General features: G+C 61.8%; 19 protein-coding genes and 2 pseudogenes. 16 read left to right on the top strand and 5 right to left on the bottom strand.

Annotation, left to right across the window (positions count from 1 at the left end):
• Genes nrfD through ACD578_RS13700 form a run of 4 tightly spaced genes read left to right on the top strand, consistent with a single transcriptional unit; the run spans position 1 to position 3,285 of the window.
• Entirely contained in the window at positions 1-1,314 is a 1,314-nt protein-coding gene (gene nrfD, locus ACD578_RS13715; RefSeq protein WP_404285775.1) for an NrfD/PsrC family molybdoenzyme membrane anchor subunit, read from the top strand.
• Complete coding sequence (locus ACD578_RS13710) at positions 1,311-1,850, top strand: DUF3341 domain-containing protein (protein WP_404285773.1); 540 nt, start codon at positions 1,311-1,313, stop codon at positions 1,848-1,850. Before nrfD ends, ACD578_RS13710 begins: the two co-directional genes overlap by 4 nt.
• Positions 1,841-2,338, top strand: coding sequence for a c-type cytochrome (locus ACD578_RS13705; RefSeq protein ID WP_404285771.1), 498 nt, complete (start codon positions 1,841-1,843; stop codon positions 2,336-2,338). The genes ACD578_RS13710 and ACD578_RS13705 overlap by 10 nt, the downstream gene beginning before the upstream one ends.
• Positions 2,335-3,285 (top strand): hypothetical protein, encoded by a 951-nt coding sequence (locus tag ACD578_RS13700; RefSeq protein ID WP_404285769.1) that lies wholly within the window; start codon positions 2,335-2,337, stop codon positions 3,283-3,285. The genes ACD578_RS13705 and ACD578_RS13700 overlap by 4 nt, the downstream gene beginning before the upstream one ends.
• Before the next feature lie 4 nt (positions 3,286-3,289).
• Here ACD578_RS13700 and ACD578_RS13695 read toward each other — a convergent pair whose 3' ends face one another.
• Both ACD578_RS13695 and ACD578_RS13690 read right to left on the bottom strand, forming a co-directional pair.
• A complete protein-coding gene (locus ACD578_RS13695; RefSeq protein ID WP_404285767.1) occupies positions 3,290-3,823 on the bottom strand; it encodes a c-type cytochrome in 534 nt (177 codons plus the stop codon).
• Positions 3,820-4,800 (bottom strand): cytochrome c oxidase assembly protein, encoded by a 981-nt coding sequence (locus tag ACD578_RS13690; protein ID WP_404285765.1) that lies wholly within the window; start codon positions 4,798-4,800, stop codon positions 3,820-3,822. The genes ACD578_RS13695 and ACD578_RS13690 overlap by 4 nt, the downstream gene beginning before the upstream one ends.
• 45 nt (positions 4,801-4,845) lie before the next feature.
• Here ACD578_RS13690 and coxB point away from each other — a divergent pair, with 45 nt between their 5' ends.
• Genes coxB through ACD578_RS13670 form a run of 4 tightly spaced genes read left to right on the top strand, consistent with a single transcriptional unit; the run spans position 4,846 to position 9,346 of the window.
• Positions 4,846-5,874 carry a cytochrome c oxidase subunit II gene (coxB, locus tag ACD578_RS13685; RefSeq protein ID WP_404285763.1) on the top strand — a complete coding sequence of 343 codons (1,029 nt, stop codon included), beginning with the start codon at positions 4,846-4,848 and terminating at the stop codon, positions 5,872-5,874.
• Positions 5,871-8,438, top strand: a complete 2,568-nt coding sequence (locus tag ACD578_RS13680) for a cbb3-type cytochrome c oxidase subunit I (protein WP_404285761.1) — start codon at positions 5,871-5,873, stop codon at positions 8,436-8,438. Before coxB ends, ACD578_RS13680 begins: the two co-directional genes overlap by 4 nt.
• A gap of 1 nt (position 8,439) precedes the next feature.
• Positions 8,440-8,793 (top strand): hypothetical protein, encoded by a 354-nt coding sequence (locus ACD578_RS13675; protein ID WP_404285759.1) that lies wholly within the window; start codon positions 8,440-8,442, stop codon positions 8,791-8,793.
• A 25-nt stretch (positions 8,794-8,818) separates the two neighbouring features.
• Positions 8,819-9,346 carry a DUF421 domain-containing protein gene (locus ACD578_RS13670; RefSeq protein WP_404285757.1) on the top strand — a complete coding sequence of 176 codons (528 nt, stop codon included), beginning with the start codon at positions 8,819-8,821 and terminating at the stop codon, positions 9,344-9,346.
• 4 nt (positions 9,347-9,350) lie between these two features.
• Here ACD578_RS13670 and rhaI read toward each other — a convergent pair whose 3' ends face one another.
• A complete protein-coding gene (rhaI, locus tag ACD578_RS13665) occupies positions 9,351-10,646 on the bottom strand; it encodes an L-rhamnose catabolism isomerase (protein ID WP_404285755.1) in 1,296 nt (431 codons plus the stop codon).
• Between the two features lie 136 nt (positions 10,647-10,782).
• Positions 10,783-12,888 carry a bifunctional rhamnulose-1-phosphate aldolase/short-chain dehydrogenase gene (locus tag ACD578_RS13660; protein ID WP_404285753.1) on the bottom strand — a complete coding sequence of 702 codons (2,106 nt, stop codon included), beginning with the start codon at positions 12,886-12,888 and terminating at the stop codon, positions 10,783-10,785.
• A gap of 244 nt (positions 12,889-13,132) precedes the next feature.
• Between ACD578_RS13660 and ACD578_RS13655 the strand changes: the two genes are divergently transcribed.
• The 7 genes and pseudogenes from ACD578_RS13655 to ACD578_RS13625 all read left to right on the top strand — a co-directional run bounded on the left by ACD578_RS13655 (position 13,133) and on the right by ACD578_RS13625 (position 20,355).
• Positions 13,133-13,945, top strand: a complete 813-nt coding sequence (locus tag ACD578_RS13655) for a DeoR/GlpR family DNA-binding transcription regulator (protein WP_404285751.1) — start codon at positions 13,133-13,135, stop codon at positions 13,943-13,945.
• A 37-nt stretch (positions 13,946-13,982) separates the two neighbouring features.
• Positions 13,983-14,978 (top strand): rhamnose ABC transporter substrate-binding protein, encoded by a 996-nt coding sequence (gene rhaS, locus ACD578_RS13650; RefSeq protein ID WP_404285749.1) that lies wholly within the window; start codon positions 13,983-13,985, stop codon positions 14,976-14,978.
• A 77-nt stretch (positions 14,979-15,055) separates the two neighbouring features.
• A pseudogene (locus ACD578_RS13645) lies at positions 15,056-16,574 on the top strand (sugar ABC transporter ATP-binding protein).
• A gap of 30 nt (positions 16,575-16,604) precedes the next feature.
• Positions 16,605-17,623, top strand: a pseudogene (locus ACD578_RS13640) (ABC transporter permease).
• Positions 17,620-18,666 carry an ABC transporter permease gene (locus ACD578_RS13635; protein WP_404285747.1) on the top strand — a complete coding sequence of 349 codons (1,047 nt, stop codon included), beginning with the start codon at positions 17,620-17,622 and terminating at the stop codon, positions 18,664-18,666. Before ACD578_RS13640 ends, ACD578_RS13635 begins: the two are co-directional and overlap by 4 nt.
• Complete coding sequence (rhaM, locus tag ACD578_RS13630) at positions 18,663-18,986, top strand: L-rhamnose mutarotase (RefSeq protein WP_404285745.1); 324 nt, start codon at positions 18,663-18,665, stop codon at positions 18,984-18,986. The genes ACD578_RS13635 and rhaM overlap by 4 nt, the downstream gene beginning before the upstream one ends.
• 4 nt (positions 18,987-18,990) lie before the next feature.
• Positions 18,991-20,355, top strand: coding sequence for an FGGY-family carbohydrate kinase (locus tag ACD578_RS13625; RefSeq protein WP_404285743.1), 1,365 nt, complete (start codon positions 18,991-18,993; stop codon positions 20,353-20,355).
• 638 nt (positions 20,356-20,993) lie between these two features.
• Here ACD578_RS13625 and ACD578_RS13620 read toward each other — a convergent pair.
• Positions 20,994-22,004 carry a GlxA family transcriptional regulator gene (locus ACD578_RS13620; protein WP_404293839.1) on the bottom strand — a complete coding sequence of 337 codons (1,011 nt, stop codon included), beginning with the start codon at positions 22,002-22,004 and terminating at the stop codon, positions 20,994-20,996.
• 227 nt (positions 22,005-22,231) lie between these two features.
• Here ACD578_RS13620 and ACD578_RS13615 point away from each other — a divergent pair, with 227 nt between their 5' ends.
• On the top strand, positions 22,232-24,112 hold the full coding sequence (locus ACD578_RS13615) for a tetratricopeptide repeat protein (RefSeq protein WP_404285741.1): 1,881 nt from the start codon (positions 22,232-22,234) through the stop codon (positions 24,110-24,112).
• Positions 24,113-24,128 lie beyond the last annotated feature (16 nt).

The following is a 24,128-nucleotide window of genomic DNA, read 5'->3' as shown; positions in this document are numbered from 1 at the left end:
ATGAGCAGCGAGGCCCAAGCCGTCACGAGCACGGTCGCGGAGGTTCCGCTCACCCGTCGCTTCGGCTGGATCTGGTGGATCGCGTTCCTGGTCTCCGGCGCGCTCGTGCTGCTTCTCGGCTATACGCTCGTCTCGGTCACGATCCTCGGTGTCGGTGTCTGGGGCGTGAACATCCCCTTCGTCTGGGGCTTCGACCTGATCAACTATGCCTGGTGGATCGGCATCGCCAACGGTGCCAGCCTCTTCGCGGCCATTCTGGTGTTGCGCCGCCACGATCTGCGCACGGCGGTCAATCGCTTTGCGGAAGGCGTCGCGCTTTTCGCCGTCATTTGTGCCGGGATCTTCCCGATCTTCCATCTCGGGCGTCCCTGGCTGTTCTACTGGACATTCCCGTACCCCGCGACCTTCGAGGTTTGGCCCCAGTTCCGCAGCACCCTGACCTGGGACTTCTGGGCCATCAGCACCCATGCCATCGTCACGAGCCTGCTCTGGTATGTCGGTCTCATTCCCGATCTCGCAACCTTGCGCGACCGGGCCCGACGTAGAGCCGTGAAGCGCATCTACGGCGTCTTTGCCCTCGGCTGGCGGGGCTCGGTGCGCGATTGGGCCTATCACCAGCGCGCCTATCGCCTCGTCGCCATCCTGGTGCTGCCCCTGATCCTCATCATGCAGAGCACGGTGGCCTTCGAATTCGCCGTGACTCTCGTGCCCGATTGGCACGAGACGCGCCAGCCGCTTCACTTCGTGGCCACCGGTCTGGCACAGGGATTGTCCATCGTACTCCTGGTCGCCGTACTGCTCCGATGGGGCTTGCGGCTCGGGCGGTACATCGACGAAGGAGATATCGATCTTCTGGGCAAGCTCGTCCTCGCGAGCGCCCTCGTGTCGGGCTATCTCTATCTCGACGAGATCGTGTCGGCGCTCCTCGCTGATCGGATTGCACAGGAAGCCACGTTCACCCGCATGACCGGCGACTATGCCGGCCTTTACTGGACGGCCATCGTCTACAGCATCCTGATCCCGCAACTCCTCTGGCTGAAGGCTGCGCGCCGGAGCACCATCGCCGGGGTCTTCGTCGGCATCTCCGTGGGCGTCGGCATCTGGTTCGACCGCTTCTCAATTATCGTCGGCGGGCTCCAGACGGATCATCTGCCGTCGATCTGGCGGACCTACAGCCCGACCCTTGCCGAGACCGGACTCTTCCTCGGAACCGTCGGCCTGTTTGCGGCCCTCCTGCTGCTGTTCGCGCGCTTTCTCCCGGTCATCTCCATGTTCGAGACCCGCCATGACGAGCATCGGGAGAAGTCCTCATGACGCAGCGCCTCCATGGCATCATGGCCGAGTTCGGGACGCCGGAAGCCCTGGTGGATGCCGTCAAGGCAGCGAAGCGTGCGGGCTTTACCAGGCTCGATGCGTACAGCCCCTTTCCACTCTCGGATCTCGCCGAGGAGCTCGGAATTCGCACCACGATCGTTCCCTGGATTGCATTCGTCGCGGCGTTGATCGGCTCCGGCATCCAGTACGGGACCCAATATTGGATGAATGCCGTCGATTATCCCTTGAATGTCGGCGGTCGTCCTCTCGACAGCTGGCCCGCCTTCATCCCCTCGACACTGATCGTCGCCATATTGTGGGCCGGCGCCGCGACCCTGATCGGCCTTCTCCTGGTCCTGCGACTGCCGCGGCTTCACCATCCGGTCTTCGCGGTGCACGGCTTCGAGCGGGCCTCGCAGGATCGCTTCTTTTTCTGCATCCTGAGCGACGATCCGCTTTTCGAGAGCGGGGCCACCCGCAGCTTCCTGGAAGCGTTGTCGCCGCAGATCGTGCGGGGGGTTCCCGCATGCGATTAGCCGTTGCGCTCATTGGTGCCGCATGTCTGGCAGCCTGCGATACGGGTACGGAGCAGCGGGATGACATCGCCTCGACCCGCACGGTCCAGAGGCCCTATCTGCCCGTTCCTCCAGGCACCATCGCCAGGGGAGCGGCCGCACGGCAGGCGGCTCTTGCACCTCCTGGACCGGAGGTGACACGAGACGTCATGGCTCGGGGCGAAGAACGGTTCCGGGCCTTCTGCTCCCCGTGCCATGGCTCCACCGGACGCGGCGACGGGACGGTGGTCTCGCGTGGCTTTCCGCCGCCGCTCTCCTATCACGAAGAGCGCCTGCTCTCGCTGTCGCCGGAGCAGATCGTGCAGGTGATTACCAATGGCAAGGGGCGGATGTTCCCGTATGCGGACCGCGTGCTTCCTGAGGAGCGCTGGGCCATCGCACATTATGTCAAAGCCCTGCAGGCCAAAGGCGCGGGCTTGGCCCCGGATCGCGGGGCGGCACGTCCATGAATACGATGGAAGTCTTCTACATCGTGTTCGTCGGCCTGTCGGGCCTCGCGATGGGCAGTCTCGCGGTGCTGATGATCGGCCATCTCATGAGCGAGCATTGGCTGGCCCCCGTGCGCGGCGAGGTGGAGGCTGCGGCGCTCACGCTGCCTTTGCTCCTCCTCCTCGGCATTCCTCCTGCCTTCGGCCTGGAACAGCTTTTTCCCTGGGCCACTTGGCGGGGGGACCTGCCGCCGCTGCGGGCGGCCTTTCTGAGCCCCGCTTTCTATCTGTTGAGAAGCGCCGTTTATCTAGCGGTCTGCGTCGGGCTGGCATTCTGGCTGATCCGTACCCAGAATGTGCGCCGTACGAGCGCCATCGGCCTGGCCCTTTTGACACCGGTCATGAGTTTTGCAGCCTATGACTGGGTTCTGTCGCGCGAGCCGCATTGGTGGTCGAGCCTGTTCGGGTTTGCTTTCGGCCTCAGCCAGGTTCTGGCCGCCCTTGCAATGGCGATCCTTCTAACATTGCTCAAGCCTGAGCCTGCCTCTCCCACGCGCATGAAGAGCCTGGAGCGCGCATTGTTGACGCTGGCCCTGCTCACAATCTGGACATGGTTCGCGCAATTCCTGATCGTCTGGCTCGCCAATCTGCCACAGGGGGCGGAGTGGTATATGAGACGTTCCGATCCAAGTGATCTCGTTCTTCTCGCGGTCTCCTACGGACTGATGTTGATTGCGATCGTGGTGCTGGTTCCCTCCGGGGTGAGCCGTATCGGCATGATCGTGGGAAGCGCGCTCGCACTTCTGCATCATGGAACGCATGTCATCTGGATCCTTCAGCCCCGAGGCGATCCGTCCTGGTTCGATCTGGGACTGCTGGTCGGCCTTGCGGGCCTCTGGTTCGTTGCGCTCACAATCGTGATGCAGCTTCGTCCCACCTATGCGGAGGAAGCCGCCGCGGAGCCCTAACTCGTCACATTGGGGCGGTCTGGCTCGGGACGTTGCGGCGTGTGCGGGGCTGCGTCTCCGATGGAACGAATGCCGGCTCCGGGAGATCGACCGTTGTCGCCCCATCCTTGCGGAGCGGGAGCGGCGGATCGGGTGGATAGACCCGGACGTCGCTGTCGCCGAGGGTATAGAGATAGCTTGCGATATGGCGTGCCTCGATCTCCGTCACTCCCTGGGCCGGCATTCCGGTTCGGGGCTTCAGCGCGACGGGATCGACCAGCCACACGATCAGGTTCTGTGGCGTGTTCGGCAGGAAGCCCGCGAGAAGATGCTGCTGCGCGTAATCATTCAATTCGGGACCGACCCTGCCTCGCGCCCCTCTGACTCCGCTGATCGTGTGGCAGGTGCCGCAGCCATAGGACTGGATCAAGGCGCGCCCCTGCTCGGGCTCTCCGCCCGCAATTCTCGACGCGGCGGATTGCTCCTGCGGGTCGCCGCATGCGGAGAGTGCCGTAAGGGCCGCGAGGATCGCTATGGAGATGAGGACGCGCCTGGTCATGAACTTTGCTTGAGGAGATCCGACGGGGCAACCGACAATGGCTTCCTCCGCTCCCGTCCCGGCGGCGTCACGAGCCGGAGTGCCATGACCAGACCGGCGACGAGATAGATCCCGCACATGGGAAGGGACATGATCGCGCCCGCCAATTGCTGATCCTCCAGGGCAGACAGCCCCCAGTCGGCGGTCTCCGGCGTGTGATACAACGCCTCGCGTGCGAAGCTGAGAAGGGCGCTCAGCAACCCGCTCTGCAGCAGCGTGACGAAGCACGCGATCAGGGCGGCCGCCGCGCCTTCGCGGCCCGACCGGGCTTTGATGACACCGCGCCAGAACAGGAGCGCGGTTCCGAAGAAGAGAACATGCTCGAGCCAGTGAAGCCGGTCGGATGCGACAGCGGCATCGAAGAGCATCGGGCTGTGCCAGATCCACAGGGTCGCCATGTGGATCATCGCCGCCGGGATCGGTCTGGCGCAGGGCGAAAGGAAAGCGAACACCGCTCTCATCGGTCCGTTCCGAGCCAGCCCGCGCCGCAGGCGCTCGGGCAGCGCCCAGAGCCATGCGACTTCCGGCTTGCCGAGGACGAGGAGCGGCGGCGCGACCGCGATCAGGAGGATGTGCTGGACCATGTGGGCCGACAGAAGCGACTCGGAGAGCCCCTCCAGCGGGGAGAGGAGCGCGAGGGCCAGCACTGCGATGCCCCCGGCGAAGCAGAGGATCTGCGGCAGGCCGAAGCCCGGCAGAAGCCGCCCGAGATCTCCTCGCAGACGCCACGTGCCGAGGATGAACAGCAGGCTCGATGCAACGAGAGGAATCGTGACGAGAGGGTCGGCTTGCCAGGAATGCCAGAGATCGTCCGGCCCGTGAGGAGCCGTTCCATGGGCGAGGGCAGGGCGGCCGGACAGGAAAGCTGCCCATGCGGCGAGGCTGAATCCACTTTCGAGAGGCCTGCAGCAGGATGTTTTGCGGGAACCAAGTCTCACGGCCAAGCTTATCCGTTCAATGCACGCAAGACCCATGTAGGGCGGATGGATCTCGAGGCGACACGGCATGGCCTTCCGGGGCGGCTGCGCACGGCAACGACGCGCGCGGCGGCCTTTGCGTGCGTGCTGTCCCTCATGGGCTGCGGCGGCGTGCAATCGGCGCTCGATCCGGCAGGCGGCGACGCACGGCAGATCTACTGGCTCACCGTGATCATGACGGTGGGAGGCGCTCTAACCTTTCTCCTCGTCACCGGGCTTCTGCTGTACGCGATCTTCGCTCCGCCCGAGCGGCGGGCCTGGCTCGGTAGCCGCAGGACCATTGTCTATGGCGGCCTTGCCTTTCCGATCGTGATCCTCTCGGCGCTTCTGCCCTATGGCCTGATCGTCATGCGGGACACGGACGTGCCGATGCCGGGCGCGCTGCCGGTCGAGGTGATCGGCGAGCAGTATTGGTGGCGGGTGAAATATCCGGGCGAGGGTGAGAAGCCCGAATTCTCCACGGCCAACGAACTCGTCGTTCCCGTCGGGCGGCCCGTTGCGGTATCGGTGACTGCCGCCGACGTGATCCACAGTTTCTGGATCCCGAATTTCGGCGGCAAGATCGACATGATCCCGGGGCGCGTCAACCGCCTCAACTTCACGGCCGAGCGGCCCGGAATCTATCGTGGCGTCTGTGCCGAGTTCTGCGGCGACCAGCATGCCCGCATGGCTTTCGATATGGTGGCGCTGGAGCCTGCCGCCTTCGAGGCCTGGAGATCGGAGCAGGCCAAGCCCGCGCAGGAGCCGGACGTTCCACAACTCGCGCGGGGCCGCGAACTGTTCCGGATCGGCGGATGCGGGTCCTGTCATGTGGTGCGCGGCACGGAGGCCCATGGGGCGTTCGGGCCCGATCTGACCCATGTGGGCAGCCGCCGCACGATCGGGGCAGGTCAGTTCCCCAACAATGTCGGCACGCTCGCCGGCTGGATCGCCAACACGCAGCACATCAAGCCGGGCGTGCGGATGCCGTCCTACGGCTCGTTCACGGGTGAGGATCTTCGCGCGCTCGCCGGCTATCTGGAGAGCTTGAAATGAACGTGCCCGAGCGCCCCAGGTCCTTCGAGCCGCAGGAGCCGGATCTTCCCAACCCGCTGCCGCGCCCCGAGGGCGAGTTCGAGGCGCTCGAGAAGGCGTGGAAAGCGCCGCGCGGCATCAGCTTCATCACGGCCGTCAACAATACCTATGTGGGCTTGTGGTATGTCGGCACGGCGTTCCTGTTCTTCATCCTGGCGGGCATTCTCGCGCTGATCATGCGCGCACAGCTGGCGGCTCCGGAAAGCGACCTCGTCGGTCACGATCTCTACAATCAGCTCTTCACCATGCACGGCACGGTGATGATGTTCCTCTTCGCTGTTCCGGCGGTGGAAGCGGCGAGCGTCTATCTCCTGCCGAACATGCAGGCGGCGCGCGACCTGCCGTTTCCGCGCCTCTCGGCCTATGCCTTCTGGGCCTATTTCGTCGGCGGTCTCGTGTTCTTTTGCACGATTTTCTTCGGCCTCGCGCCCAATGGCGGCTGGTTCATGTATCCTCCGCTGACCAGCACCAAGTACTCGCCGGCCGAAAACGCGGATTGGTGGCTCCTAGGCATCGGCTTCATCGAGATCTCGGCGATCGCAGGGGCGATCGAGATCATCGTCGGCGTGATGAAAACCCGCGCCGTCGGCATGAGCCTCGACAAGCTTCCGGTCTATTCCTGGGCCATGCTCGTCTTCGCCGTCATGATCGTCATCGGCTTTCCGGCGATCATCCTCGGCACGCTTCTGCTCGAGATGGAGCGTGCTTTCGACTGGCCGTTCTTCATTGCCGAGAGGGGCGGGGATCCGCTCCTGTGGCAGCACCTGTTCTGGTTCTTCGGCCACCCGGAGGTCTACATCATCTTCCTGCCGGCGACCGGCATGGTGTCGATGATCGTACCGGCCATGGCGCAGACGCCGCTCGTCGGCTACCGCCTGATCGTGCTGGCGCTGATCGCCACCGGCTTTCTCTCGTTCGGTCTTTGGGTCCACCACATGTTCGCCACGGGACTGCCGAAGATGTCCCTGAGCTTCTTCTCGGCGGCCAGCACGGCGGTGGCGGTGCCGAGCGGCATTCAGGTCTTCGCCTGGATCGCCACCATCGCGTCGGGGCGCATGAAGCTGACGACGCCTTCGCTCTTCGTCATCGGCTTCCTGTTCATCTTCACGCTCGGGGGTCTTACCGGCGTCATGGTGGCGATGGCGCCCTTCGACTGGCAGGCCCATGACAGCTACTTCGTCGTGGCGCACCTGCATTACGTGCTGATCGGCGGCATGGTGTTTCCGCTCTTCGCGGCCTTCTATTACTGGGTGCCGGTGGCGAGCAAGCGTGCCCTGTCCGAGCGGCTCGGGCGCTGGGTGTTCGGCCTCATGTTCCTCGGAGTCAACATCACCTTCCTGCCGATGCACATCACGGGCCTCATCGGCATGCCGCGTCGCGTCTACACCTATCCGGTCGGAATGGGATGGGAGGCGCTCAATCTCGTCTCCACCATCGGCGCCTTCATGATCGCCGCCGGAGTCGCGATCTTCCTCGTCGACCTCGCAAGGAACTTCCGCTTCGCAAGCGAAGAGAATGCCGGCAACGTCTGGAACGCCGGCACCCTCGAATGGCTGCCGAACGGCAACTATGCGACGCGCAGCATCCCGTCGGTCGTCAGCCATGAGCCCCTATGGGATCAGCCGAATCTATCGAAGGATGTGGAGGACGGTCGTTACTATCTGCCTGGAACGGCAACGGGAGGACGCGAGGCGCTGGTGACGAGCCCGTTCGACGCGCGGCCGCAATACATCCTTCAGATCCCGGGTCCCGGATGGCAGCCGGTGCTGGCCGCTGTGTTTACGGCCGCCTTCTTCCTGCTCCTGACGGTGAAATTCGTTTTCACATCGGTGATCTGCGGAGTGCTCGCGATCGGCTGCGTGATCTGGTGGCTCTGGGAGACCGATCCAGGTCCGGTTCGTCCGCCTGCCGACATCGGCGGCGGCATCGTGGTCCCGGTCTATGTCACCGGACCTATGAATCATTCCTGGTGGGCGATGATCGTTCTCATGGTGGTTTCGGGCATGGTCTTCACCTGCCTGATCTTCTCCTATCTCTTTCTGTGGCTCGTGAATCCGGGTGCATGGCCACCTCGCGGCACCGAGCTTCCGGAATGGATCTGGCCCCTCACCGCAGCCGCTCTCTTTATCGTCAGTGCCGCTCTGATCGCCTGGGCCAGTCGGACGCTGAGGGGAGACGACCGTCGCAGCTCGCGATCCGTGCCGGCTGTCATCGCCGTGGCGCTCCTGCTCGTGGCCGGAGGGTCGGGGATGGATCTCTGGGCGCAGTGGCAATCCGGCCTGAGCCCATCGGTCCATGCCTATGGCGCGGCCGTCTACGCCATCGTCTCCCTTCAAATCTTTTTCGTGCTGACGACGCTCATCATGGGGCTCTACACGATCGCCCGCTGGCTTGCAGGCAAGCTCGACAGCGTTCGCCGCACGACGTTCGATAACACCATGCTGTTCTGGTACTACACCGTCGGCCAGGGCCTGGTCGGTCTCATCGTCGTCCACGGCTTTCCACGCCTGACCGGAGGCCTTTAGCATGGCGGGGCGGACAGGACAGGTTATTCTGATGCTGGCCGGCCTCATCGCCTGGGCGGTCCAATTCACGTTCATTTATGGCGCGACATCGACCCTGTGCGGCCGCGGATGGGCGGGCGCGACAATCCTCGGCATCGGAAGCGTTCAAGCGTTCGTCCTGATCGCGACGCTCACCGCTCTCATCGTCACCGCTTCCGCGTTGGCCTGGTCGCTCCGCGCGTATGGACAGATGCGGGATCGCGCCGTCACGGCGGATCGGTTCATGAGCCATGCTGGCGTGCTGATCAACGGGTTCTCGCTTCTCGTCGTCCTTTGGCAGGGGCTCCCTGCCTTCATCCTTCCGGCTTGCGCCTAGGCGTTCGATAATACCAGGTCCGACCATGATCAACTGGCAAGAGATATTCATACCCGTTCATTCGATACCCGAGATCATCGTGCGCGGGACGATGACCTACATCATGCTGTTCGTGATCCTGAGGTTCCTGCTCAAGCGGCAGACCGGCGTGATCGGGGTGGCGGACCTTCTCGTGATCGTCCTCATCGCCGATGCGTCACAGAACGCCATGGCGAACGAATACAAATCGATCACCGAGGGAGCGATCCTTGTCCTTACCATCGTCTTCTGGAACTACGCCATCGATTGGCTCGGCTTCCACTTTCCGGCGTTTCAGCGCTTCACCCGACCCCCGCCGCTTCTGCTGATTGACAATGGAAAAATGCTGCCCCGGAACATGCGTCGGGAGATGATCACGACAGAAGAGCTCAACAGCCAGCTTCGAGAGCAGGGGATCGAGCACTGCTCCGAAGTGAAGAAGGCTTATATCGAGGGCGACGGAACGATCAGCATCATCCGAAAAGACAAGGGAGAAACCGGTGGCAATGCGGAGTCGTTGAAGGGAGTAACCTAGGTCCTCAGACGATACCGCCGCTGCCCCCGACGACGGCCGGACGCTCTTTCGCAACAGTTTTGCGATAGCCGCTGGCGCGGTATGCCGCAATCGGATCGACAGCGCCGCCGGCCTGCAGGCGCGCCGTTGCCAGAATCGGCTCGACATCGGTTCGATAGGCCGCCTTCAGAACCTCCGAGGCCATGAGGGCATCGTTGTCGTCCTGATAGCCTTCGAGTGCCTTCCGGTTCACGAGAAGCGCCTGGGCATAGGCGCGGCGGATCTCGTTGGCGCTGCGGATCAAGCTCTCGATCGGATCGGTCACGTTATGCGACTGGTCGATCATATGGGCCGGGTGGAAGTTCTCGGCCCGACGGTGCTCGGCATCCACCAGCTCGTTGAAGACGAGGAAGAGGCGATGAGGGTCGATGGCGCCCGCATCGAGATCGTCGTCGCCATACTTCGAATCGTTGAAGTGGAAGCCGCCGAGTTTCTTGAACTGGATCAGGCGGGCGACGATCATCTCGATATTGACGTTCGGCGCATGGTGGCCGAGATCGACGAGACAATAGGCCTTCTCACCGAGTTCCGTGGCGATCAGGTAGTTGGTGCCCCAGTCCTGCACGACGGTCGAATAGAAGGCCGGCTCGTACATCTTGTGCTCGGAGAAGATGCGCCAGTCCTCCGGCAGCCGCTTGTAGATGGTCTTCATGGCATCGAGATAGCGCTCGAAGCTCCGGGTGAAGTTCGTCTGCCCCGGAAAGTTCGAACCGTCGCCGATCCACACCGTCAACGCCTTGGAACCGATCGCCTCGCCGATCTCGATGCACTCGATATTGTGCTCGATGGCCTGCTCACGTATCGCAGCATCGGTATGACTCAAGGAGCCGAACTTGTAGCTCTTCTCCTGGCCCGGCGCATCGGAGAAGGTGTTCGAGTTCATGGCATCGAAGCCGAGACCCAGCGCATCGCCGTGAGTCTTGAGACGCTTCGGATCGTCGACCTTGTCCCACGGGATATGCAGCGAGACGGTCGGTGTTGCACAGGTGAGTTGATGGATCACGGCGCAATCGTCGAGCTTGTCGAAGATGTTGCGCGGCTCGCCGACGCCGGGAAAGCGTGCGAACCGGGTGCCGCCCGTGCCGACGCCCCAGGAGGGGACTGCCACGAAGAACTGCGCGACCTTGCCGGTGATCGCGTCGATGTCGATGCCATCGCGCGCGAGCTTGGCACCCAGAGCATCGTAATCCGCATTCAGAGCGGTCATGCGCTTCTCGTTGTCGGCGGAGACGATCTCTCCCGCAATCCTTTGTTCCGTCATGGCGTCCTCCCTAGAGCATCGGACCCAAAAGTGAATCCACTTTTGGGATCCAATCTGATGCTCAATTCCTTAAGCAGCGCATCGCCCGGAGCGGAATGCCGGGGCCACTTTTCCGCACGATGCGCTGGTGCGGATCTTATCGCGTGAACGATGTCGCGTTGCCCGCATCCACATTGATGATGTTCCCGGTCGACTTCGCAGAGAAATCGGATGCGAGGAAGTAGATCGCCTCGGCAATGTCCTCTGGGAAGACATTGAGCTTCAACAGCGAGCGCTTGCGATAATGCTCCTCAAGCTCATCGACGGCGAGCTTCGACGAGGCGGCGCGCTGCTCACGCCATTCCCCGGTCCAGATCTTGGAGCCGCGCAGAACAGCGTCCGGATTGACCGTGTTCACGCGAATGCTCGCGTCGGCTCCCTCCAGCGCCAGGCAGCGGGCGAGATGAATTTCCGCCGCCTTGGCGGTGCAATAGGCCGAAGCATTGGGCGACGAGGCGAGGCCGTTCTTCGATGAGACGAACACGACATTGCCGCCGAGCTTCTGGCGCCGGAACAGGCGGAAGGCCTCCCGCGAGACGAGGAAATAGCCTGTCGCGAGAATGTCGATATTGCGGTTCCACATCGCCAGATCGGTGTCCTCCACGGGAGCCGAGGAGGCGATGCCGGCATTGGATACCAGGATGTCGATGCCGCCGAATTCGACACTGGCCTCCACAAAGGAGGACAGGACGTCAGGTTCGCTCGTGACGTTGAGCTTCACGCCGCGCACCGCATCTTGTCCGAAACGCTTGGAGAAATCCTCCACTGTCGAGGTCAGCGATTCCTGATCGATATCCGCGAGCACAACGCAGGCGCCTTCGCCCACCAGCCGTTCGGCCGTGGCACGGCCGATGCCGCCGGCGCCACCGGTAATGAAGGCGACACGACCGGCGAGGCTCTTCGGCTTCGGCATGCGCTGGAGCTTGGCTTCCTCGAGCAGCCAGTATTCGATGTCGAAGGCTTCCTGCTCGGGAAGGCCCTGGTATTCGGACACCGAGGAGGCGCCGCGCATCACGTTGATGGCATTGACGTAGAATTCGCTGGCGATGCGCGCCGTCGCCTTGTCGCGGGCGAATGACAGCATGCCGACACCGGGGATGAGGAAGATCACCGGATTGGGATCGCGCATCTTCGGGCTGTTCGGATGCTTCGACTGCTCGTAATACCGCGTATAGTCGGCGCGGTACGCCTCCAGTGCGGCATCGAGACCAGCGAGAACTGCATCGACGTCGGGCGACTTTGGGTCGAAGTCGAGGACGAGCGGACGGATCTTCGTGCGCAGAAAGTGATCGGGGCAGCTGGTGCCGAGCTGGGCGAGGGGGCTCAGGTTGGCCGAATTGACGAATTCAAGCACCGCTTCCTGATCGTCAAAATGACCGAGCTTGCGCTCCGCCTGGCCGATCTTGCCGCGAATCTCCGGCATCAGGCGCGCTGCGATCTTGCGGCGCTCGTCCCGCGAAAGGCTGGACGTCACCGCGCCGCCGAAAGCCGACTTGCCCGCCGTCTTCTCGGCAAACCACGTGATGGCCCGATTGATGACCCGCAGGGTCAGCTCGTAGCATTCCTTGGCATCGTCGGCCCAGGTAAACAGGCCATGGCTTTCGAGCACCGCGCCCTTGGCGCCGGGATTGGCCTTGGCGAAAGCTTCGAGATCGAGGCCCAGCTGAAAGCCGGGGCGGCGCCACGGCAGCCATCCGATCTCATCCCCGTAAATCTCCCGCGTCAGTTCACGGGAGTTCCTGGACGCCGCAATCGCGATGATCGCATCGGGATGCATGTGATCGACATGCTTGTAGGGGAGGAAGCCGTGGAGAGGCGTGTCGATCGAGGCGGCCCGGGTGTTGAGGTTGAAGGTGGCATGGGGCAGGAAGCCCACCATGCGGTCTTCGTCCTCGACGCCTTTGTAGATGGTCTTCAGCGACCGCAGCTTGTCCATATAGAGCGTTGCGAAGCCGTCGAGCTTGATCGTGCCGACGTCCCCACCCGAGCCCTTGACCCAGAGCACCTCGACCTTTTCCCCCGTCAGCGGATCGGTCTCGGTCACTTTCGCCGATGTATTGCCGCCGCCGTAATTGGTGATCCGCTTGTCGGCGCCGAGAAGGTTGGAGCGGTAGAGCAGCAGGCCAGGCTCGTCGAGGGTGGCTGCCTTTGCGTCGTCCCAGTGATTTTCGAGGAGTTTGACGGCTTGGGTCGCGGTGTCCACAATTTCCTCCTGACGGCTCGTGAGGCCGTGTGATGCCTCGGATTTGAGCGGAAAGGTGGCGGCAGCCCCCCGCATTGTCAACCAGAAACGATCAAATTTGATCAATAATGATCATTATACGAAGGTTGTACGCGGATATTGATTGACTGTGATTGGTTTGGTGACCAGTCTAAGCCGGAACTTGCGTGAACCTGAAAGGTACTCGATCCTCCTAATCTTTCTTGAGCCGCCTTGTTGAGGAACCATGCACGAACGTGAAAGGCACCGGATCATCCTGAGCGCCGTCCAGGAGAAGCCGGTCGCGACAGTCCAGGATCTTGTGGAACTGACCTCCGCCTCGGAGGCCACGATCCGCCGCGACATCGCGGCCCTGCACGTTCAAGGGCGCCTGCGCCGCGTTCGCGGTGGGGCGGAGGCGCTTCATCCGGCTCAGATCGGCAGCCTTGCGGCCAAGCCGTTTCGCGTGTCCGAAGGCGAGAACATCGCCAAGAAACGGGCGATTGCCCGGGAGGCGGTGGCGCTGTGCACGGAGGGGGACGCCATCATCATCAATGGTGGCACCACGACATTTCAGATGGTGCATTATCTGATCGCCCGCCGTCTGCAGGTCTTCACGAATTCGTTCGCCATCGCCGAGCATCTCGTAAAGCATTCCAAGAACCAAGTGATGCTGCCGGGCGGATCGATCTATCGCGACCAGAGCATCATCCTCTCGCCGTTCGAGAACGACGTAACGCGCAATTTCTACGCTCGCCGCATGTTCATGGGCGCCCAGGGCGTCGGCGCGCTCGGCGTCATGGAGCAGGACGCCCTGATCATCCAGGCCGAGCAGAAGCTGATCAATCAGGCTGACGAGCTGGTTCTGATGGTGGATTCCACCAAGTTTCAGCGCCGCTCCAGCCTCATTCTCTGCCCTCTCGACCGTGTCTCCACGCTGATTACCGATGACGCCATCCCGGATTCGGCCAGAACCATGATCGAGAATGCAGGGATCAAACTGATCATCGCCGGAACGACGGCGGGCGATCAGTCCGTGGAATCCTCATCGGCGGCCTGAGAGCCGGCGAGAGGCGTTTTGAAAAGGGAGGAAGAACATGAAAACATTTGCAAAGCTCGCCCTCGGCACAGCATTGGGTCTGGCGCTCTTCGCCGGATCCGCAAGCGCGCAGAATGTGAAGATCGGCCTTGTCGCAAAATCTCTCGGCAACGGATTCTTCGAGGCCGCCAACAAAGGCGCGCAAGAGGCGGCGAAGGAGCTGGGCGGCGTCGAGGTGATCTATACCGGACCGACCAGCACGACGGCCGAAGGGCAGATCGAGGTCATCAATGCGCTCATCGCGCAACGCGTCGATGCGATCGCGATCTCGGCGAATGACCCCGATGCGGTCGTCCCGGCGCTGAAAAGGGCAGCGCAGCGCGGCATCAAGGTCATCTCCTGGGATTCCGCCGTCGGCAAGGACGGACGGATCGTTCACCTCAATCCGTCGTCCAACGAGTTGATCGGCAACATGTGCCTGAAGCTCGCGGCATCCCACCTGCCGGACGGCAAAGGCGATTTCGCGATCCTGTCGGCGACTTCTACCTCGACCAACCAGAACACCTGGATCGCCGAGATGAAGAAGCAGCTCCCGAAATATCCCGGACTGAACCTCGTCACGACCGTCTACGGCGACGATCTGGCCGACAAGAGCTATCGCGAAGCTCAGGGCCTGTTGAAGTCTCATCCGAATGTGAAGGTGATCGTTGCTCCGACGACGGTCGGCGTGCTCGCGGCCTCGCAGGTGGTGAAGGATGCCGGCAAGATCGGGCAGGTCTATGTGACGGGACTTGGGCTTCCCTCCGAGATGGCCGGTGCCGTCCATTCCGGCGCGACGAAGGAATTCGCCATCTGGAATCCGATCGATCTCGGCTATACCGCGACGCAGATCGCCTATCGCCTAGTCAAGAAGGAGACCGAGGGCAAGCCCGGTTCCGAGATCAACGTCGGCCGCATGGGTAAGATCAAGATCGGCGACAACGGCGAAGCCGCCATGGCCGACCCCTTCGTCTATAACAAGAGCAACGTCGACGAGTTCGCCAAGATCTTCTGAGATCGCGAAGCCACTCAGAACGAGGGCGCGGATAGCCGCGCCCTTATTGCTCTCATCAGCAATTGCCAGGGTTTCCCATGTCCGTAGTTCAAGCGGTTCCCGAGATCCCGCCTTCGCTTTTGGAGATGCGCGGAATCTCCAAGTCGTTTCCAGGGGTCAAAGCCCTTGATCATGTCGACGTCACGCTCCATCCGGGAACGGTGACGGCGCTGATCGGCGAGAATGGCGCGGGTAAATCGACGCTCGTCAAGATCCTGACCGGGATCTATCAGCCGGATGGCGGTGAGATCGTCGTCGATGGCGTTCCGGTGCATTTCGCGAATGCCGAGGCGGCGATCCGCAGCGGCATTACGGCGATTCATCAGGAGACGGTGCTCTTCGACGAGCTATCGGTCGCCGAGAACATCTTTCTCGGGCATGCGCCACGCAATCGGCTGGGGCTCGTCAATTGGGGCGCGATGAATGCGCGCGCCGCAGCGCTGCTGACCTCCATCGATGCGCCGATCAGTCCTTACACCCGCCTGAAGGACCTCTCCATCGCTCATCGCCATCTTGTCGCCATCGCGCGCGCGCTGTCGGTCGAAGCCCGCGTGGTCATCATGGACGAGCCGACCGCTGCACTGTCCTACAAAGAGGTGGAAGACCTCTTCCAGATCATCGAAAGGCTGAAGCGCCAGGGCAAGGCGATCCTCTTCATCAGCCACAAGTTCGAGGAAGTTTATCAGATCGCTGAAAGGTTCGTGGTGTTCCGCGATGGCCGCTCCATCGGTTCCGGGCTGCTGTCACAGACCGGGCAGGACGAGATCGTGCGCATGATGGTCGGTCGCTCCGTCGAGCATGTTTTTCCGAAAGTGGATGTGGCAATCGGAAACGCCGTTCTGAAGGTCTCGGGATACTCCCATCCGACAGAATTCAACGACATCTCCTTCGATCTGCGCCGCGGAGAAATCCTGGGTCTCTACGGATTGGTCGGGGCAGGGCGTTCGGAGGTCTGTCAGGCCCTGTTCGGCGTCACCCGTCCAAGCGCGGGGATCCTTGAACTGGAGGGGGCGCCGGATCGACATCCGCTCTCCGGCGGATGCCATTGCGTCCGGCATCGTCTATGTTCCCGAGGAACGTGGTCGCCACGGTGCCGTTCTGCAGATGCCGATCTTCCAGAACATCTCCATGGCGACGCTCGACAGGACGACCAGGGCGGGCTTCCTGCGTCAGGCGGAGGAGTTCGCTTTGGCACGGCGGTATGCCGAGCGGCTGGACCTCCGTGCCGCGGCGCTCTCGGTTCCCGTCGGCACCTTGTCCGGTGGAAACCAGCAGAAGGTCGTCATCGGGAAGTGGCTCGCGACCAAGCCGAAGGTCATTATCCTGGATGAGCCGACGAAGGGCATCGACATCGGTTCGAAGGCCGCGGTGCACGCCTTCATGAGCGAACTCGCGGGTGAGGGATTGAGCGTGATCATGATCTCGTCCGAACTGCCTGAGATCCTCGGTATGTCCGATCGCGTGCTGGTCATGCGCGAGGGCCGGATGGCCGGCCTATGGGAACGAGACGGTCTCGATGCCGAGGTGCTCGTACGGGCAGCGACGGGCAATGTGTGACATGTCAGGACAGGGAACCTGGAAGCTACGATGAGCCGAATCCTGAAGTATCGTGAACTCCTGCTGGTGGCGATCATCGTCGTCTTGATCGCGATCTTTTCCTATCGGGCGCCAGGCTTTTCGTCGCCGGAGAGCCTTGCCAACATCTTCAACGATACATCCATCCTGATGATCCTGGCGCTCGGTCAGATGGCGGTGATCCTCACCAAGTCCATCGATCTGTCCGTGGCCGCCAACCTATCGTTCACCGGCATGGCTATCGCCATGACGAACGCGGCCTATCCGCAGATTCCGCTTCCTCTTCTCATCGTGATGGCCATGAGCATCGGAGCGTTCCTGGGCGCGATCAACGGCTTCATGGTCTGGAAAATCGGCATTCCATCCATCGTGGCGACGCTTGGCACCCTCACGATCTATCGTGGCATGGCCTTCGTGCTCTCCGGCGGAGCCTGGGTCAACCAGACCCAAATGACACCGGCCTTCCTCAATACACCACGCGTTGCCGTGCTCGGGCTGCCCTTGCTCGGTTGGGCCGCTGTCCTTGTGATCGCGATCATCAGTCTCGTCTTCACGCGCACGGTGTTCGGGCGCGCCCTCTACGCAGCCGGCGGCAATCCAACGGCCGCGCTCTATGCGGGAATCGATGTCGGGCGCACGCGTTTCTTTGCCTTCGTGCTGTCAGGCTCTCTGGCTGGTCTCTGCGGCTATCTCTGGGTGTCTCGCTATGCGGTCGCCTATGTAGATATTGCGGCCGGGTTCGAACTCGATACGGTCGCGGCCTGCGTGATCGGTGGAATCTCGACGCTCGGGGGCATCGGCTCCGTCGGGGGGCAATTCTCGGTGCTCTGTTCCTCGGTGTGATCAAGAATGCATTGCCTGTGATCAATATCTCCCCGTTCTGGCAGATGGCCATTTCCGGCTTCGTGATCATCATCGCCGTTCTCTTCAATGCGCGGCAAGAGAAGCGGAAAGGTCGCCTCATTCTTCGGGACGCCGAGAAACGCGGACCGAACCTGGCTGAAGCACCGGCCGAAGGAGCAGCCGCATGAGCACGCTCGCTCTCGAGAAACAGCCGACGCGGCATATTCCTGACAAGCTCTCAACGCCGGTCGGGCGGATCCTCGGCAGCTGGGAGACCCTGCTTGCCGCGGTCGCCATCGCGATCTTCATCGCAAATTCGCTGGCATCTCCGCACTTCCTTGATCCGTGGAACCTGTCGGATGCTACGTACAACTTCACAGAGAAGGCCATGATCGCCTTCGCGATGACATTGCTGATCATCTCGGGCGAGATCGATCTGTCGGTGGCTGCCATCATCGCATTGGCTTCGACGGCCATGGGGGCGGCCGCACAGGTCGGCTTTCAGACCCCGGCTCTCGTCGCAATCGGGCTTGCGGTCGGACTGCTCTGCGGAGCCTTCAACGGTTTTCTCGTGGCGCGCGTCGGTCTTCCGTCGATTGTCGTGACCATCGGCACGATGAGCCTGTTTCGAGGAATCGCTCAGATCGTCCTCGGCGATCAGGCCTATGGTGGCTACCCGGCGAGCTTCGCCTGGTTCGGGCAAGGGTACATGTCGGACTTTTCCTGGTGGCCCGCGCTCCCCGGTTTCGAAGTCGTCACCTTCGAAATGGTCGCCTTCGTCATTCTTGCCTTTGCCTTCGGCGTCCTGCTCCACCGGACCGCGTTCGGACGACGGATCTATGCCATCGGCAACAACGCTTTCGCAGCCCAGTTCTCCGGCATTCCGGTTCAGCGCACCAAGTTCGTCCTCTTCCTGATGACAGGCCTCATGAGCGGGTTTGCAGCCGTTTGCCTCACCTCGCGATTGGGCTCGACCCGTCACACCATTGCAGCCGGCTGGGAACTCGAGGTGGTCACCATGGCGGTGCTCGGCGGCGTCAGCATTCTGGGTGGTTCAGGAACCATTCCGGGCGTGGTGCTGGCCGCGATCGTGATGGGGCTCGTCACATTCGGGCTTGGACTTCTCAACGTGCCCGGCATCGTCATGTCGATCTTCATCGGCCTGCTGCTGATCCTGGTGATCGCGCTGCCGATTCTCATCCGCCGCATCCGTTCAAAGGCAGCAGCATGAGCGCAAAAGAAAAGTATGCCTTCAAGATGCAGCTCAACCCGGGCATGGAGGATGAGTATCGCCGCCGGCATGATGAGATCTGGCCGGAACTCGTCGAGCTTCTGAAGGAAGCGGGCGTCGCGGATTATTCGATCCATCTCGACCGGGAAACCGGGATTCTCTTCGGCGTTCTGTGGCGGCGGACGGATCATCGCATGGCGGATCTGCCGAGCCATCCGGTCATGAAACGCTGGTGGGCCCATATGGCCGATATCATGGCGACCAATCCCGACCAATCGCCTGTCGACAAGCCGCTTGTCACTGTCTTCCATATGGCATGATCCGATGAAAGTCGCAGTACTCGACGTCGGCAAGACCAATGTGAAAGCCGTCATCGTCGATGCCGGGGAGAGGCGTGAGGTCGCGGCCCGCACTCGCCCCAACCGGGTCCTGACCGACGGATCCTACCCGCACTTCGACGTGGATGGGATTTTCGCCTTCTTCCTGCAGTCCCTGAAGGAGCTCAATTCGGAATTCGAGTTCGATGCCGTTTCGATCACCGCGCATGGCGCGAGCGGGGCGCTATTGAGCGCCGAAGGCCTGGCGCTGCCGATCCTCGATTACGAGTTCCGCTACCCGGCCGATGTCGAGGCTGCCTATGACGAAATCAGACCGGCCTTTTCGGAGACGTTCTCACCGCGCCTGCCTGGCGGCCTCAATCTCGGAGCTCAGCTTCACTACCAGAAAGCCGTCTTTCCGGAAGCATTCGCGAATGTGCAGGCCATCGTCACCTACCCGCAATATTGGGGCTGGAGGCTGACCGGCATTGCGGCCACGGAGGTGACCTCTCTTGGCTGTCATACCGACCTCTGGAGACCACAGCAGGGAGGCTTCTCGTCGCTCGTCAAAACACTTGGGATTGCCGAGAAGCTGGCCCCCGTCAGGAAACCCTCCGATCGTCTGGGCTATGTGACGGAGGAGATGTCTGCGAAGATCGGGCTTGCTCGGCCCGTACCCGTCTATTGCGGCATTCACGACTCGAACGCTTCGCTTCTGCCGCATCTCGGTCGGCACGAGGCGCCGTTCGCCGTGGTCTCGACGGGCACATGGGTCGTGACCTTCGCAGTCGGCGGAGACCTTGGTCATCTCGACTCGAAGCGTGACACTCTCGCCAACGTTGACGCCCTTGGCCGTGCCGTGCCTTCCGCACGCTTCATGGGGGGGCGTGAATTCGAACTGCTGACAAGAGGGCAGGGGACGGCGACGCCGGAAGCCATCAACCGTGTCGTGGAGGAGCGTATTTTCATGACGCCGAGCGTCGTACCGGGATGCGGCCCGTTTCCCGATGCCGAACATCGCGTCGTCAATGCCTCAAACAGTCTGAACGCGGATGAGACCTATGTCGCGGCCTCGCTCTATGCAGCTCTGATGACGAAGGCTTGTCTAGATCTGACCCGTGCGGCAGGTCCCATCATCGTGGAGGGGCCGTTTGCGCGCAATGCCCTCTACGCCGAGGCTCTCTCGAAGGCAATTGGACGCTCAGTCATTGCAATTTCCAGTTCGACAGGAACGAGCGTTGGTGCGGCTCTCCTCGCGATTGGATTCTCAGCTCCAGGCTCACTTCAGGAAGGGCGAGAAGCGTCCTCCCATCAGCTTCCGGGCAGCTTTCAGCAGTATTGTGCCGAGTGGCATCGGCACGTAGGGCGCTAAACGGATCTTGACGACCGATCCCGTTGCGCGGGAGTGCTTCGCCCGCGCACGAGGCCGTGACAAAGTATTCAACCACTCGATCAGCATGTCGCCCATATCGGCAATGCGCTGCGCGGAACACAGCCTCCTATTGATCCTCGCTATGGCCGCGAAGCATCTGCGTTCGTCCGCGCTTGAAAAGATGATCAGTCGTGCTCCGACCATTTGCAGGCGAGCGGACGATGTAGAACGGAAACAGGGAAGTGTCTCCAGATTCTGAGTCCCTACGTCAATTGCATCGTTAGATCGTTCGTCAGCCACTAACTCTTTTTCGCATGGTCATCGAGCAGTTCTCATCGTTAGCCTGCCACATTGCAGCCGCACTGCGACGCTTAGCTTGAAGAACAACCCGGTTCTAATATTGGAAAAGCGAAATAGGGTGCTGATGAAAATGGAACGAAAGAACCTAACACTCGCGTTGGACACGGACAGTATTCTGTCTGAACTTGAACGCACGATGGTGGCTTCTATCGCTCTGATGAAGCGTTTACGGCGCGAGAGAAGGCGTTCAATCCGGATTGAACGCTCGACGGAAGAGCAGAGCGCCTGATCGAGCGATTTCGATCCCGTGGTGAACCGATGGCGCGGCTTGTCGCTTCTCACCAGGAGGTTCTGGCGGGAACCTCAATGCGAGAGCCACGCCGATCGACAGGATTTGTGATGGGTGGTGTTCCGAAGCGGGTTCGGTACTCCGTGGGACACACCCCCGTATGGCGTTTGAACAAGTCCCGAAAAAAAATCACGTCCTCATAGCCGACGGCTTGGCTCACTTCCTGGATGCTCTGCTGTCCGTCTTCCAACAATCTCTTCGCCATGGTCACGCGAATAGTATGGATGTAGCTCAAGGGAGTGTGCCCGGTCGCGTCCTTGAAACGGCGGATAAAGTTGCGAGGACTCATCCCGACTCTCGCTGCTATGGCTTCCACACCGATGGGTCGTTGGAAATGTCGATGAACCCAGTCCTGAGCGCGCTGAATGTTTTCATCGTTATGGTCCTCGCGCAGCATGACATCCGCGAACGCGACCTGCCATGTGCGGGGCATTTCGATCAGCAGGGCCTTGGCGCATTCCAAGGCGATTTCGCGACCTGCAAACCTCTCGACCAGATAAAGGCTCAAATCCGCGGCTGAGTTGATGCCGCCGCTGCAGGCAATGTCTCCGGCATCCGTGATAAGATAATCCGGTTGCCAGTCCACATCCGGAAAGCGCTTGCGATAGATTTCAGCCAATCCCCAATGCGTCGTCGCGCGCTTCCCGTCGAGCAATCCTGCCTCGGCCAGCATGGCAACACCCGAACAGACACCTGCGATCTTTGTTCCCGTATTGGCCCAGTTCCGCAGCCAAGGGATGATGGCGGCATTCTGATCGATGACGGCATCGATCACATAGCCCGTCTGCATCATTGTATCGAACGGCAATCCGCCTGCGGGGACGAAGACAATATCGGGTTGCTCCACAGCCTCGACGGCGCAGGAAGGGAGGAGCGAGACCAGCTGATCCGTGACGGCCGGGCCGCCTCCGAGCGATGCCGTGGTGACACGAAACCGTGGTTCCGGTGCCTTACCTTTCAGAAGATTCCATAGGACGCCGGCATTGCGGAAGATCTCCATCGGGAGAAGGGCCGTCGAGGCGCATCCGCCATTCAGGAACAGAACGACCACGTGGAGCATCGGTGCGTCTCCTTGGCAGTTTTGCCTCCTCACGTTGTCATGATCGCCTCTCCTGAGCAAGCAAACTTCCAGGCACAATCAAGCTGAGTCTGCTGCGTTCGTCGTTCGGCATCGGACGATAGCGCCTGCGGGCGCTCGGCCTTCCGCCAACCTGGGAATCTGTGCTCATGACGACCTTCATCGCTCAGCGCTGCCGTCTCTCGGCAAGATCCGTGCTTCTCTCGGCAACTGCCGTCTTGGCAATTCTTGCGGCAAGTTCCGTCGATGCCTGCCCGCTTGGAAGTCATGACAGTCCGCGGGTACGGATGCTGCATGCCCTGCAGAATCCGAGCCAGCACGGTGCAGGGCATCATATGACAGTCGCGCAACTTCAATCGCAGCCGCAGGAGGTTCAGCCGAAGCGCACAGAACTCGGCGCATATAGCCGAGACCTGCCGCGAGGCGCCGCTGCTCCACGCTCGGAGGAAAAGCCGCCCCTTTACGATAATCTCGGTCAACTCTCCTGGGCCGTGACCAAAGATCAGAACGGGCAGGCTCAAGCCTACTTCGATCAGGGTTACCGGCTGGGTTGGGGCTTCAACCACGCGGAGGCGGCGCGTGCTTTCCGGGTTGCCCAGGAACTCGATCCGAACTGTGCCATGTGCTTGTGGGGCGAAGCCTGGGTTCTGGGCCCGCATATCAACTACCCGATGGATGCCGACGCGAATGCGCGCGCCCTTGTCGTGCTCGAGAAGGCGCGAGGCCTCGCTGCGGACAGTGGCGACCTGCAGGTCGCGTTGGTGGAAGCCCTCTCGAAGCGGCACTCACCCGATCCCAATGCCGATCGCAAAGCCCTGGATCAGGCTTATGCGGATGCCATGGAGGCTGTGCAGGCCCGCTTCCCGCAGAACTCCCATATTGCGTTGCTTACAGCCGATGCGCTCATGAATCTTACGCCCTGGGATTATTGGGCGGATGGCGGAAAGACACCGAAAGGAAAGACGGAGAGGATCGTTGCACTGATCGAAGGCGTTCTTGGAACGCGGCAACTCGGGCCTCTGGAGGCGAACCCCAATCATCCGGGCGCCATCCACCTCTACATCCACGTCGTCGAAGCATCCGATCATCCGGAGCGGGCTGCGCCGCATGCCGAGCGACTGGAAAAGCTGATCCCGGGGGCAGGGCATCTGGTGCATATGCCAAGCCATATCTGGTATCGCCTCGGACGCTGGCGCGAGAGCCTCGATGCCAATGTGCGGGCAGCCGCCGCCGATGAGGCATTCCTGAATCGGGGAGGTGCAAGTCTTCTCTATTCCGAAGCTTACTACGCCCACAACATCCATTTCGTCATGGTCTCGGCCTTAACGGGAGGCGATGGGCGCACCGCTGTGGATGCGGCGCAGAAGCTGTCCGGCATCATCTCGGATCGGGCCAAGCGTGAGGTGCCCTGGACGCAGCCCATCGCTGCTGCACCCTACAACGCTCATGCTCTTTTCTCGAAGCCCGAGGACGTGCTGGCTCTCCCGCAGCCGCAGGGAGATTTCCCCTTTGTCGAAGCCGCCTGGCATTACGCGCGCGGGGTTGCTCTCGCCCGTCTCGGGCGCGCCGATGAAGCTCGCGCCGAGGCGACCGCCATCGAGGCCTTAGCGAAGAGGCCGGAGATAACGGCCTTGCCCGATGCCGGGGTGCCTGGACCGGACGTGCTGACCATTGCAGCCCGCGAGATCGAGGCGCGGATCGCACAGGCTGCGGGAGATCAGGCGAAGGCTGCCACGTTGTTCGCGGAGGCCGCCACCATCCAGGATCGATTGCCCTATATGGAGCCGCCATACTGGTACTATCCGGTGCATCAGTCACTCGGGGCGGCGCTGATGGCCCAGGGAAAACCCGCAGAGGCCGAGGAAGCGTTTCGTGCTGCGCTCCAGCGCTCTCCGAACAATGGGTGGGCTGCTGCAGGATTGCTTCTCGCTGCAAAGGCGCGTGGCGATCAGAAATCGGTCGAGGAAGCGCAGACCCTGATGCAGAAGAACTGGTTCGGCACGGGCATGCCTGCACCCGACGAACTCTGAAGCGGCCTGATCGCAT

It is taken from the genome of Microvirga sp. RSM25, assembly GCF_044784385.1.
In the GTDB taxonomy this organism is placed as follows: Bacteria; Pseudomonadota; Alphaproteobacteria; order Rhizobiales; family Beijerinckiaceae; genus Microvirga; species Microvirga tunisiensis.
The sequence above is the reverse complement of the archived record's forward strand: the minus strand, read 5'-3'. Positions and strand labels throughout refer to the sequence as shown.